Source organism: Kribbella sp. DT2 (assembly GCF_049844575.1).
Lineage (GTDB): Bacteria > Actinomycetota > Actinomycetes > Propionibacteriales > Kribbellaceae > Kribbella.
The window spans coordinates 47986-61293 of record NZ_JBNCLH010000016.1; the positions used below are offsets into that span (position 1 = coordinate 47986).

The window sequence follows — 13308 nt, forward strand, 5'->3', positions numbered from 1 at the left end:
CATGCTGAAGAGATCTATCGCGCTCGCTGGGGCGGCAGCGCTGGTGACCGGGCTGGGCGTGCAGACCGCCGCGGCCACGCCGGTGCGGGCCGCGAGCGTGAGCAACGTCCAGCTCGACTGGGCCGACGCCGAGCACACCACGATCAAGATCACCTGGACCGAGTCGGCGCCGTCCGCGAACAAGCTGACGCTGTCCGGTGCCACCGAGTTCGGGACGACGACGGCCGCGCAGCCGAACGAGTACCTGGTCGACTCGGCGAGCCTGTCCAACACCAGCGATCCGGCCGACAAGAGCTGGATCGAGGTCGCGGACAGCTCCGGCGTCGCGACGAAGTCGGAGCTGTTCGACCGTTTCAACTACGGCGGGGGACCGGCGAAGGCCTCGTTCACCGCCGACGGCAAGCTGCAGTGGACGATGCCGGCCGACACCTCCGTCGACGGTACGCCGGACGACCCGCTCGACCTGCCGAAGAACTACACCTACGCGCCGCAGCAGCGGGTCGACATCGACCCGGTCGGCACCTACGAGTGCGAGGACACCAGCCTCCCGGCGACCACCGTCCCGACCGGCACGGCGCCGAACCCGGGCAAGGCGTACGACCTGTTCCTCGACGTCGACAACGAGTGGGGCGCCGCGCGGTACATCTACGTCCCGGTCGGCACGACCAAGAGCCTCACGATCGCCGGCCCAGCCGCGACCAGGTACGGCGAGACGACCACGCTGACCGGTGTGATGACCGGATCGTTCCTGTTCGAGCAGGGCAGGCCGCCGGTCTGCGAGGAGACCACCGAACCGGTGGCGAACGAGTCGGTGGTGATCCAGCAGCGCACGTCACCGACCGCGGCCTGGACCACGGTCGGTTCCACCAAGACCGATGCCAACGGCAAGTACACGGCGGTCGTGAAGAACCCGGGCCACCGCGAGTACCGCGTGATCCGGCTGAACACGGTGCACACCGAAGGCGCGTCGTACGGTCTGACCGGCGGCAGCAAGTCCGTCCGCGCGACCACCCGCGTCGTGTCGGCCAAGTTCATCAACCCGGTGGTTGCCCTCGGCACCCAGCCGCAGGCCTACCTGTGGGTCGACCCGGCCGGCACGCAGAAAGCGGCGCTGCAGTTCAAGAACGCGTCGGGTGCCTGGCAGGGGCTGAGCTACAAGACCCTGTACGCCGGCCGTGGCCTGCTCGCCTTCCCGTGGAACAAGCGCGGCGCCACGCAGTTCCGTTGGTGGGTCCCCGCTACGGCAACCGCCGACGCCACCTACAGCGGAGTCTTCACGCTGACCGTCCGCTGACCCACATTCGTTGCAGGCGGTGCCCTCAATCCCCCGGCCCCGCCTGCAACTTCTTTTGGGCGGAGCAACAACTTTTCCGTGCGGCCGTGCATCGAGCCACGTAGACGACTACTGGGGAGCTCGCATGCTGCAAGGACTCCTGGCCACCGCCCTCGGCCTGGCCTTGGTTACCAACCCTTTACCCGCCTCCGCCGCCGCGACCGTCGACGGCGTGACGATCGCGTGGGCCGACTCCACCCGCACCAAGATCCGCGTCACCTGGAACGAATCGGCGCCGGTCGCCAACACGCTGCGGTTCGAGAGCTCCGGTGAGCCGCTCGACCTCGGCGCCACGACGGCGGCCCAGCCGAACCAAGTACTGCTCAACGCGTCCCACCTCGGATCGTCCGGCCAGTACGACGAAGGCCGCGTCGTCGTCACCGCGACCGGTGGCACCGAGGCGAGCTCGCCGGCCTTCGACCGCTTCCTGCCGGACATCCAGCCGGCGCTGAACTTCGCGGCCGACGGGCGCTGGACCTGGCGCACCGAGTTCTCCGTCCCGGACGACACCACGCCGGACGATCCGCTCGACGTCGACCTGCTCGCCCGGTACACGCCGCGGCTGCTCGTCGACCAGGAACCGCGGGTGCTCGGCGGCTGCGGCGTGATCGATGGACCGACCACCAGTACGACGACCGGCCCGGTGCCCGTGATCGACCAGGCCGCCGCACTGGTGATCAGCTCGGCGAACGAGTGGGGACCCGGCGGCCGCGCCGGCCAGAGCCTGCCGGTGACCACCGCCACGATGTCACTCACCGCGCCCAGCAGCACGGCGTACGGCGCTCCGCTGGTGCTGACCGGCCGGTCGATGGAGAAGCGGATCATCTTCTCGCCGTCGACCGGTTCCTGCGGGATCTACAACGAGTCCCTGAGCGGCACCCGCCTGGAGGCGCGCGACTCCGCCGGCGGGCCGTGGTACCTGGTCGGAACGCTTCCGCAGCAAGGTGGCGACGGAGCCGTCGAGGCCAACCTGGTCAACCGAGGCGCCCGTGAGTACCGGTTGAGCCGTCCCGAGATCCACTCCTCGAACTACGTCTACATCGGGGCCACCTCACCGATCCGGGCGGTGCGCACCACCACCCGCGTCGTCTCCGCCAAGTTCATCCAGCCGGTCATCACGGTCGGCACCCAGCCCCAGGCCTACCTGTGGGTCGATCCGGCCGGCAGCCAGACCGCCGCGCTGCAGTTCAAGAACGCGTCGGGCGCCTGGCAGGGCGTGACCTCCAAGACCCTGTCCTCCGGGCGCGGGCTGGTCGCCTTCAACTGGAACGTGCGCGGCACGTTCCAGTTCCGCTGGTGGGTCTCCGGCAGCACGACCGGTCTCACGGTCGACCCGACGTACAGTCCCGTCTTCCCTCTCACGATTCGGTAGATCCGCTGATGATGACTTCCTTGCTCGCGACGACTCTGCTCTCCACCGCGCTGACCGGTTCGCCGTCCGTGCTCGCCGCCGACGTCCAGCTCGCCTGGACCACCGACGGCAAGATCCGGATCATCTGGACCGAGACCACGGCCGCGCCCAACACCGTCGCGCTCGAACGGGCGGGCGCCGCCGACCTGCCGCTGGGCACCCGGACGGCGGCCCAGCCGAACGAGCTCGTCGTCGAACCGGCCGCGCTGGACCCCTCGACCGCCGGCACCAGCGCCGCGCGGATCGTGGTGTCCGAACCGACCGGCGACGTCGCCCGCTCGGCAGCCTTCGACCGCTACACCCGCGACCGCGCCGTACCGCAGATCAGCCACCTCCCGAACGGGGACCTGGCCTGGTCGGTGCCGCCGGACACGGTCGCCGACAGCACGCCGAACGACCCGCTCGACTCCGACCAGCCGACGACGTACGGGTTGCGGCTGATGACGGGGGAGAAGCCGTGGACCTACGACCGGTGCCGGATCGACTACACGACACCCACCGTCGCGCCGAACGGCGTGGTGAGCAAGCAGGGGTCGATGGAGATCAGGACCATGGCCTACAACGAGTGGGGTCCCTCGGAGCTCGACTGGCGGCTGGTCGGGAGCAGCAGCGTCACGCTGAACGCCGCGAGCACGTCGCCGTACGGCGGGACGACCACGCTGACGGGCAAGGTCGCCGCCCACGGGATCTACGAGAACCCGGCGCCGCCCAACGGCGCCCTGCCGATCTGCTTCGACAACGACGCCGACGGTGTCCGCGCCAACACGGCGATCACCCTGCAGGCGCGGGACTCCGCCACCGGTCCCTGGTACGTCGTCGGCCCCGGCAAGACCGATGCCGCAGGCAACTACAAGTTCGCGCTGCGGACGCCGGGCACCCGCGAGTACCGGGTGACGGTCGGCGGCACCTCGACGATGCGGCCCGCCACCAGCCCGGCCGGCACGGTCCGTGCCACCACCCGGGTCGTCTCGGCCAAGTTCATCGACCCGACCATCACCGTCGGCACCCAGCCGCAGGCCTACCTCTGGGTCGACCCCGCGGGCACCCAGAAGGCCGCGCTCCAGTTCAAGAACGCGTCGGGCGCGTGGCAGGGCCTCACCTACAAGACCCTGTACGCCGGCCGCGGCCTGGTCGCGTTCCCGTGGAACGTCCGCGGGACCTTCCAGTTCCGCTGGTGGATCCCCGCGAGCACCACCTCGACCGGCCTGCCGGTCGAAGCGGCGTACTCAGGAGTGTTCTCGCTGACGGTTTCCTAGCCGTCGTACCGGAACCAGACGGCGGCCAGCGGCGGTACCGAGATCTCGGCGCTGCTGGCCATGCCGTGCCAGCTGGTGCCGTTGGCGTCGACGCCGCCGAAGTTGCCGACGCCGGAACCGCCGTACGCCGCCGCGTCGGTGTTGAGGATCTCGTGCCAGTGGCCCTCGAACGGTAGGCCGAGGCGGTAGCCGTGGTGGGGGACCGCCGAGAAGTTCACCACAGCGGCGACCGTCGGCTCACCCTCGCCGCCGAAGCGGACGAACGAGAACGTGTTGTTGCCGGCGTCGTTCGCGTCGATCCAGCTGAACCGCTCGGGCACGTGGTCGTTGGCCCACAGCGCCCGCAGCTCCTTGTACGACACGTTGAGGTCCTTGACCAGCTGCCGCAGGCCCTGGTGGTCGGCGTGCTCGAGCAGCCACCAGTCGAGCTCACCCTTCTCCGACCACTCCGACTCCTGGCCGAACTCGCCGCCCATGAACAGCAACTGCTTGCCCGGGTGCGCCCACATCATCCCCAGGTAGGCGCGCAGGTTCGCCAGCTGCTGCCAGCGGTCGCCGGGCATCTTGCGCAGCAGCGAGCCCTTGCCGTGCACGACCTCGTCGTGCGACAGCGGGAGCACGAAGTTCTCGGAGTAGGCGTACATCATCGAGAACGTCAGCTCATGGTGGTGGTACTGGCGGTGCACCGGCTCGTGCTCCAGGTAGCGCAGCGAGTCGTTCATCCAGCCCATGTTCCACTTGAAGCCGAAGCCGAGCCCGCCCAGATGCGTCGCCCGGGTGACGCCCGGCCAGGACGTCGACTCCTCGGCGACCGTGATCACGCCGGGCACCCGCTTGTAGAGCGTCGCGTTCATCTCCTGCAGGAACGACACGGCCTCGAGGTTCTCGCGGCCGCCGTACTGGTTCGGCACCCACTGGCCTTCCTGGCGCGAGTAGTCCAGGTAGAGCATCGAGGCGACCGCGTCGACCCGCAGGCCGTCGATGTGGAACTCCTCGGCCCAGTAGAGCGCGTTCGCGACCAGGAAGTTGCGCACCTGCGGCCGGCCGAAGTCGAACACCAGCGTGCCCCAGTCGGGCTGCTCGCCGCGGCGCGGGTCCGGGTGCTCGTACAGGGCGGTGCCGTCGAACTTGGCCAGCGCCCAGGCGTCCTTCGGGAAGTGCGCGGGCACCCAGTCGACCAGCACGCCGATGCCGGCCTGGTGCAGCTTGTCGACCAGGAAACGGAAGTCGTCGGGGTCGCCGAAGCGCGAGGTCGGCGCGAAGTACGACGTGACCTGGTACCCCCAGGAGCCGCCGAACGGGTGCTCCATCACCGGCATGAACTCGACGTGGGTGAAGCCCATCTCGTTGACGTAGGCAACGAGTTCGTCGGCCAGCTCGCGGTAGCTCTTTCCCTTGCGCCACGACCCGATGTGCACCTCGTACACGCTCATCGGCTCGGCGTACGCCTCGGCGGCCGCGCGGCGCTCGAGCCAGTCCGCGTCCTGCCACGCGTACGTCGTCTCGTGCACGACGGAGGCGTTGGCCGGCGGGACCTCGGCCAGGTTCGCCATCGGGTCGGCCTTCTGCCGCCAGACACCGTCGCGGCCGCAGATGTCGAACTTGTACCGGGTGCCCGGACCGACGCCCGGGACGAACAGCTCCCAGACGCCGCTCGACCCCATCGTGCGCATCGGGTGCGCGCGGCCGTCCCAGAAGTTGAAGTCGGCGGTCAGCCGGATGCCCTGCGCGTTCGGCGCCCAGACCGCGAACGACGTGCCGGTCACGGTGCCGCCCGGGCCGTCGTACCGGCGGACGTGCGCACCGAGCACGGACCAGAGCTGCTCGTGGCGGCCCTCACCGATCAGGTGCAGGTCCATCTCGCCGAGCGACGGCAGGTACCGGTAGGGGTCGTCGACCTCGAGCGCGGGGCCGTCGGTGTAGGTCACCTCGAGCCGGTAGTCGGGCACCTTCTCGACGTCGAGCACGCCGACCCAGATGCCCTCGAACTCGTGCTCCAGCTCGATCCGCTCGTCGTCGTACAGGGCGGTCACCGTCGCCGCGAACGGCCGCAGGACGCGCAACGTCACCGATCCGTCGCCCAGGTGCGGGCCGAGGACCTGGTGCGGATCGTGGTGAGTCCCGGCGACCAGCCGCTCGAGCACCGACCGATCGACGTCGACCCGCTGCACACCGGCCGTCGCGGTACCGGTCACGACCTGCCCGGTCGCGGTCGGAACCACCTGCTCAGCAGGCTTCCTGACCGGTTCCGTCATCGCCTCCGACAGCGGCGTCCGCACCTCGGAGTCGTGCTCGTCGCGCTCGTTCGATCCCATGCACCCAATCCTGCCCGATGGACTCTTCGATTCCCGCATCCCGTACCCGTCCGGCAGGGACGTACACAAGAAACGCCTACCGCTGCAGCGTGTAGTCGCGCACGGCGCCGGGCACCCGGAAGCGCCGGCCGTCGTGGTCCTCGACCAGCAGCAGGTTGCGGTCCGCCAGCTCGGTCAGCGCCGGAGCGACGTCCCGTGGGTCCGCGGCGATGCGCTCGGCATCCTCCAGGGTGAATCCGCCGGCGAAGACGACGACCTCGTGCAGGACCTTGCGCTCCGCCGCGCCGAGCAACTGGTACGTCCAGTCGAGTACGGCGGACAGGCCGCTGCTCAGCTCTTCGGCCACGCGTGCGACAGACAGCGTGCGGGTGAGACCCGCAGCCAGTTCGATGCCGAGCGGCAGGTGCTCGGTCGCGGTGCAGATCGCCGCGACCTCCGAGGCGACAGCTGCCTGCGCGTCCGCGGCGCAGCGCTCGGTGAACAGCTGAGCGGCGGAGTGCTCGTCGAGTGGTTCCAGCATCCGCAGCTCTTCGTCGGGCAGCTGGAGAGGTTCGCGAGAGGTGACCAGCACGGTCAGGTTGGTGCGTTCGAGCAGGTGGGCGACCGTCTTCGCGACCGGCTCCAGCTGGTGCTCGGCGTCGTCGAGCACCAGGAGCCCGGTCTCACGGCGTTGTGCCGATTCCAGCTCGGTGGCCTCGATTGCCCGGAGCGGGATCAGCTGCACCGGGTGTCCCGCGGCGGCCATCGCCCGGGTCGCTTCGAAGGCCAGCCGGGACTTCCCGCTCCCGGGCGCACCGGTGAGCGTGATCAGGCCGGGGGTGCGCAACCGTCGTACGAGGTCGGACAGCTCGGCCTGGCGGCCCACGAACGTTGTCATAGGCAACGGAAGGTCGAAGGGCTCGGGAGGGGCCGCGTGGACCTGGAGGCTCGGGTCCTGGCGCAGCAGGCGGAGCTCCATCTCGGCCGTCTCCGGCGCCGGGTCCACGCCCAGCTCGTCCGCCAACCGTGCCCGCAGCTGTGCCAGCCGGTTGAGTGCATCCGCCTGCCGGCCGGTCCGGTAGAGCGCTAGCGCGAGCGAGCACCACAGCCGTTCGTGCAGCGGATGTTCGGCGGCCAGTGCCTCCAGCTCGCGCCCGGCCTCGGTCGCGCCGCCGAGGGCGAGCTCGGCATCGAGTCGCTCCAGCTGCAGATCCAGCCGCCAGGTGTCCAGCTGCTCGGCCTCGGTCGCGGCGTACGGAACCGCACGCAGATCCGCGAGCGAAGCGCCTCGCCACAGCCCGAGCGCTTCCCGTCCGAGCGCGCTCACCGTCGCGTGATCGCCTGCGCGCGCGGCGGCGTACAGGCTCTTCGCCAGCGATCGTGCGTCGACGAGGTCCGTCATCTGCGCGGACAACGCGTAGCCGTTGGAGGCTCGCGTCAGTACGTCGGGAGTGCCGAGCGCCGTGCGCAACCGGGAGGCGAGCACCCGCAGGCGTTCGGTCGGACGGGCCAGATCGACGTCGCCCCACAGATCGACAGCGAGCCGTTGATCGGGAACCGGCAGACCGTTCGCGAGCGCGAGCCGCACCAGCAGCGCGCGCTCCAGGGGCCGGTCGACCGCGATCGCTCGCCCGTCGAGCCGCACGGCGAGAGGTCCCAGGACGAGGACCTCCAGCTGCGGCTCGGACGGCATAGCCAGCAGTATGTCAGCGCGCCAGCTCTCCAGGCCGGGCAAACCGTCGCTTGTGGACACCCCTGCGGGCGCCCACAATCGCGACCTGCCGCAACCGGTCAGTCCTCGTCGTCGTGGGACTCCGTCGTGCTCAGCTGAGCGGCCGCGGCGAGCGGGATCGGGAGCCAGCTCGGGCGGTTGCGTGCCTCGTACATGGTCTCGTAGATCACCTTGTCGGCCAGGAACGCGCTGAGCAGCACACCCTGGTCGCGCGGGTCCGTGCCCGCGACCTCGGCGTACCCGTCGCAGAAGGCGCGACGGTTCCGGTTCGCCCACTCGGCCGCCCGGTAAGCGATCTGCTGATCGCCCTGGTGATCGGCCAGCAGCGACCGCGCCGCGTAGTCGAACGAGCGCAGCATCCCGGCGATGTCCTTGATCGGAGTGTCCAGCGCCCGCCGCTCGATCAGTGACTTGGCCGGCTCGCCCTCGAAGTCGATCAGCTTCCAGCCGTCGATCGTGCGCAGCACCTGACCCAGGTGGAAGTCACCGTGGATCCGCTGCACCGGCACGGCCTCGCCGTACTCCGCGAGCGCGGTGAAGGCCCGGCTCAGGCCCTCGGCGTACGGCTGCAGCTCCGGGATCGCGGCGGACGCCTTGTCCAGCCGGCGCTGCATCGCGGCCGCGTGCTGAATCATCAGGTCCGGCGCCCAGACGTCCGACCCGAGCGCTTTGGCCAGCTCCGAGTGCACCTCGGCCGTCGCCGCACCGAGCCGGTGCGACTCCCCGGCGAAGTCGCCACCGACCTCTTCGGCGTGCAGGTCGGCCTCGGCGTACAGGTCCCGCACGGACGTCGTGGCGTACGACCAGCCGTCGGTCGAGTTCTTCTCGAACGCCGTCATCATCGCCAGGTCGCCCGAGTCCGTGCCGCCGCCGGCGCGCGGCCAGGAGCCACGCGCCGACCCGAGCACCTCGGGCACCAGCTCGGAACCCGCCTCGGTGAGCGCCGACTCGATCTCGACCCCGGGGTTGCTCCCGGGCTCGAGCCGGCGGAACACCTTCAGCAAGGCGGTGTCGCCGAAGACCAGCGACGTGTTGCTCTGCTCGACCGTCAGCACCAGCGACTGCGCGTCGTCCGGTACGACGAGCGTGCGCTCCGGCGAGTGCACCGGGTGGAACTCCAAGCCTGTTAACTGCCGCCCGTGGGTCAGTGCGTCCAGCCAGTACGGCGTGGCTTCCTTGTCGTGCAGGGCGTCGTACACCCAGACCCTGGTGTCACCCAGGTCGGGCTCGGACCAGTCGCCGATCAACGCGTGGCCGAGGTTGTCGACCGGCGCGGTGCGGTAGCTGAGCGGCAACTGGTACACCCGGATGGCGGTCGCCGCCCCGGGCGGGCCCGAGCAGTAGACGAACCCGATCCGGACCGCGGGCCAGACGCCCTCGTCCGACAGCCACGCTGAGGTGGCCAGCGCTTCGACGTCGACGTCATGTCCTTTCTCACCGAACCATCGCTGGTGGGTGCAGAAGGACTGGACCTGGTCCAGATGGGAAGTCACGAAATGCTCTCCTCACGATCGGCCGACCTGTTCACCGGCAACCGGAACCAGTAGAAGCCGTGCGCGCCCAGCGTCAGCAGGTACGGCAGCTCACCGATGGTCGGGAAGTGCACACCGCCGAGCAGCTCCACCGGCTCGACGCCCTGCCACTGCCGCAGGTCCAGCTCGATCGGCTGGGGGAACCGCGACAGGTTGTTCACGCACAGGACGACGTCGTCGCCGAACTCCCGGATGTACGAGAGCACGCTCGGGTTCGAACCGCCCAGGTCCGTGAAGGTACCCATGCCGAAACACGGGTGCTGCTTACGGGTCTGGATCATCCGCCGCGTCCAGTGCAGCAGCGACGAGGCGTTCTCCATCTCGGCCTCGACGTTGACCGCCTGGTACCCGTACACCGGGTCCATGATCACCGGCAGGCTGAGCTTGCCCGGCGTCGCGGTCGAGAACGAGGCGTTGCGGTCCGGGGACCACTGCATCGGGGTCCGGACGCCGTCGCGGTCACCGAGCCAGATGTTGTCGCCCATGCCGATCTCGTCGCCGTAGTACAGGATCGGGGAGCCGGGCAGCGACAGCAGCATCGCGGTGAACAGCTCCATCCGGTTCACGTCGTTGTCCAGCAACGGCGCGAGCCGGCGGCGGATCCCGATGTTGGCCTTCATCCGCGGGTCCTGGGCGTACTCGCCCCACATGTAGTCGCGCTCCTCGTCACTGACCATCTCGAGCGTGAGCTCGTCGTGGTTGCGCAGGAAGATGCCCCACTGACAGGTGTCGGGGATCTGCGGGGTCTGGGCCAGGATCTCCGAGATCGGGAAGCGCGACTCGCGTCGTACGCCCATGAAGATCCGCGGCATCACCGGGAAGTGGAAGGCCATCTGGCACTCGTCGCCGCCGGAGTCGCGGTCGCCGAAGTAGTCGACCACGTCGGCCGGCCACTGGTTGGCCTCGCAGAGCAGGATGCGGTCGGTGTAGTTCGCGTCCACCTCCTTGCGGACCCGCTTCAGGAACTCGTGCGTCCTGGGCAGGTTCTCGCAGTTGGTGCCCTCCTCCTCGAACAGGTACGGCACCGCGTCGAGCCGGAAGCCGTCGATGCCGAGGTCGAGCCAGAACTTCAGCGCCTCGATCATCGCGTCCCCGACCGCCGGGTTCTCGAAGTTGAGGTCGGGCTGGCTGGAGTAGAACCGGTGCCAGAAGTACTGCTGGCGGACCGGGTCCCAGGTCCAGTTCGAGGTCTCGGAGTCGACGAAGATGATCCGCGCGTCCGAGTAGGCCTCGTCGTTGTCGGACCAGACGTAGAAGTCGCCGTACGGGCCGTCGGGATCGGTGCGCGACGCCTGGAACCAGGGGTGCTGGTCCGAGGTGTGGTTCATCACGAAGTCGACGATGACGCGCATGCCACGGGTGTGGCAGGCGTCCATGAACGCGGCGAAGTCGGCGATCGTGCCGACCTCGGGCATCACGTTGGTGTAGTCGGAGATGTCGTACCCGCCGTCACGCAGAGGTGAGGGGTAGAACGGCGGTAACCACAGACAGTCCACGCCGAGCCACTCGAGATAGTCGAGTTTCTCGGTCAGGCCTTGCAGATCGCCGATTCCGTCGGCGTTCGAGTCCTTGAATGACCGCACGAGGACCTCGTAGAAGACGGCCCGCTTGAACCACAGCGGGTCACTCTTCGTCAGTCCGTGGTGCTGCTCCGGCAGCATGTCGGTCACGCTCACCTCCATCGGGTGTATTCCCCTCGGTCCAAACCTAGCGGTACTTGCGGCTGCCACCACCGGACGATTCCGGCGACGCGCGGGTGGACACCGGGGCGGGCTCCGATTCCAGTACCCGTCGCGCGGGCATCTCAAAAGGAACCAGGGTCCGGGGTGTCCGGGGGTGCAGTGGATTGACGCCGTGGGACTCGGTCCGGACCGGCGTTGAAGTCAGTGTGACGCCGCTTTGCCAGTACAAGCAAATAGGGGCCACATCACCCTATTCCAAGGCCGATTCGTTACCTCGACCGCGTTGCTTCCGCGCCGTTCGCGCGTTAGTTCTGGTCAGTCCGTGGCGACCGGCGGGGCTTGCGGACGTACTTGGTGAAGCCGGCGCGTTCGGCGTCGGCCTCGGTGCGGAACCAGACCTCGGGCTTGGTGCGGCCGTAGTACGGCGAGTCCGGCGTGTGGAAGAGCATCGACTGGGCGTTGCCCTTGATCGTGAACCCGTCGGGCGGGCTCTGGTGCTCCACGGCGTCGGCCGAACCCGGTCCGTACTTCCCCGGTACGACGGCCCGCCCGGACCCGTCGAACAGCGTCGGCTGCGAGGAGTCGACCAGGTCCATCCGCTGGGAGAAGGCGGGTTGCTCCTCCGCGGGGGTCGGCTTCGCCGGAGCCGGGCGAACCTCCGGCTCCACCTGTTGCTCTTCGCTTCGCGCGAGCGGCGCCCCGGCGGTGACCAGCACCTTCTCTTCTTCGACCGCTGCTTCTTCAGGTACTTCGGCAGCCACCGGCTCCCGGCGGTTGAGCAGGAGCCACGTGATCACCGCTCCCAGCGCGAACGCCAAGAGCTCCCACGGCCAGTTGTTGCGGGCCAGGGTGCTCATCGCTGGGTGCTCCGGTGGATGACGTAGGCGGCGGCGCTGCCCAGGACGAAGGCGGCCAGCAGCAGTACCCACAGCTGCGCGTACAGCGAACTCATCGACGACCCCTACAGGACTCGGATCTCCACCCGGCGGTTCGCGATCCGCCCGGCGGAGGTGTGGTTGGACGCGACCGGCTCGGACTCGCCGTACCCGCGGCTGATGATCCGCCCGGCCGGCACTCCCAGCCGGACCAGCTCGGTCGTCACCGCCTCGGCGCGCTGCTGCGACAGCGGCAGGCTCGTCGCCGGGTCGCCGAGGTTGTCGGTGTGACCGCCGACCTCGACCCGGGCGGTGGCACAGCTCTTCAGCAGCGCGGCGACCCGCGCGACCGATCCGCGCGACCGTTCGTTGACGATCGCCGTACCGGACAGGAACACGATCTTGTGCTGACCGGTCACCTGCGCCAGCCGGTTCTCGAACGTCTGGCAGGCCTCGCTCACCGGCGGCTTGGTCGCGGTCGGCACGCGCAGCTGGTTCGCGACGACGGCACCCGGTACGGCCTTGGCCGCGGCCCGCGCCGCCGTCGCCTTGGTCGCCTGGTCGGCGACGTCACCGGTCAGGGTGACCGTCTCCCCGTCGTACCGGACGGCGACGTCACCCGTCGCCGACCGCAGAGCTTGCAGTACGCCGACGAGCGCGTTCGGGTTCACCAGGCCGGTCGACTCGTCGACCGTCAGCTTGTCGCCGAAGGTCTCGCCGTCGTCGAGCAACGCCTGGATGTCGCCGGCGACCTTGTCCTTCGCGGCCTGGTTCCGCAGCACGGCGGTGACCTGCAGCCCGTCGGTCTCGGTCCAGGCGACGGAGAACGGAGCCGCCTCGGGCTCGGCCGGTACGACGCTCGCCGACTCACTCGGTGCCGGGGGAGTGGTGCTGGGCGGTCTCGTCGCGGGCGCTTCCGGCGTACCGGCTTCGTCGGCGGTCGCGTTGCTCAGACCGTCGCCCTTGAAGGCGACCAGGACCGCGGTGAGCAGCAGCGGAACGACCAGAAGGGCAAGCAGCCAGATCCGAGCGGGTCGCCGCGGTGATCCAGGCACGTGTTCCTCCGTCGATACGGTCATTGACCGTGCGCGAGGAGATTACTCCGTGAAGCGGTTCGGATGCACGCCGGACCACGGTCTGATCCCGGCGTCGTCCGAGGCAGGCCAGGACCTCGTGACCGAGGGGTCCGGTGA

The 13308-nt window shown here is 69.4% G+C and carries 9 protein-coding genes; 3 read left to right on the forward strand and 6 right to left on the reverse strand.

Annotation, left to right across the window (positions count from 1 at the left end):
• Position 1 precedes the first annotated feature (1 nt).
• The 3 genes from ACLQ2O_RS40260 to ACLQ2O_RS40270 all read left to right on the forward strand — a co-directional run bounded on the left by ACLQ2O_RS40260 (position 2) and on the right by ACLQ2O_RS40270 (position 4000).
• The gene (locus tag ACLQ2O_RS40260) at positions 2-1294 is read left to right on the forward strand and encodes a hypothetical protein (protein WP_425842846.1); all 1293 of its coding nucleotides are present in this window, start codon (positions 2-4) and stop codon (positions 1292-1294) included.
• A gap of 124 nt (positions 1295-1418) precedes the next feature.
• A complete protein-coding gene (locus ACLQ2O_RS40265) occupies positions 1419-2705 on the forward strand; it encodes a hypothetical protein (protein ID WP_425842848.1) in 1287 nt (428 codons plus the stop codon).
• A gap of 8 nt (positions 2706-2713) precedes the next feature.
• Positions 2714-4000, forward strand: coding sequence for a hypothetical protein (locus ACLQ2O_RS40270; protein WP_425842850.1), 1287 nt, complete (start codon positions 2714-2716; stop codon positions 3998-4000).
• Here ACLQ2O_RS40270 and glgB read toward each other — a convergent pair.
• The 6 genes from glgB to ACLQ2O_RS40300 all read right to left on the reverse strand — a co-directional run bounded on the left by glgB (position 3997) and on the right by ACLQ2O_RS40300 (position 13170).
• The gene (gene glgB, locus ACLQ2O_RS40275; protein ID WP_425842852.1) at positions 3997-6315 is read right to left on the reverse strand and encodes a 1,4-alpha-glucan branching protein GlgB; all 2319 of its coding nucleotides are present in this window, start codon (positions 6313-6315) and stop codon (positions 3997-3999) included. The genes ACLQ2O_RS40270 and glgB overlap by 4 nt on opposite strands.
• Positions 6316-6391: 76 nt before the next feature.
• Entirely contained in the window at positions 6392-7987 is a 1596-nt protein-coding gene (locus ACLQ2O_RS40280; RefSeq protein ID WP_425842854.1) for a BTAD domain-containing putative transcriptional regulator, read from the reverse strand.
• Between the two features lie 98 nt (positions 7988-8085).
• Positions 8086-9519, reverse strand: coding sequence for a maltokinase N-terminal cap-like domain-containing protein (locus tag ACLQ2O_RS40285; protein WP_425842856.1), 1434 nt, complete (start codon positions 9517-9519; stop codon positions 8086-8088).
• Positions 9516-11240, reverse strand: coding sequence for a maltose alpha-D-glucosyltransferase (treS, locus tag ACLQ2O_RS40290; protein WP_425842858.1), 1725 nt, complete (start codon positions 11238-11240; stop codon positions 9516-9518). The genes ACLQ2O_RS40285 and treS overlap by 4 nt, the downstream gene beginning before the upstream one ends.
• A gap of 305 nt (positions 11241-11545) precedes the next feature.
• Positions 11546-12097, reverse strand: coding sequence for a hypothetical protein (locus ACLQ2O_RS40295; protein WP_425842860.1), 552 nt, complete (start codon positions 12095-12097; stop codon positions 11546-11548).
• Positions 12098-12201: 104 nt separating this feature from the next.
• The gene (locus ACLQ2O_RS40300) at positions 12202-13170 is read right to left on the reverse strand and encodes an OmpA family protein (protein ID WP_425842862.1); all 969 of its coding nucleotides are present in this window, start codon (positions 13168-13170) and stop codon (positions 12202-12204) included.
• Positions 13171-13308 lie beyond the last annotated feature (138 nt).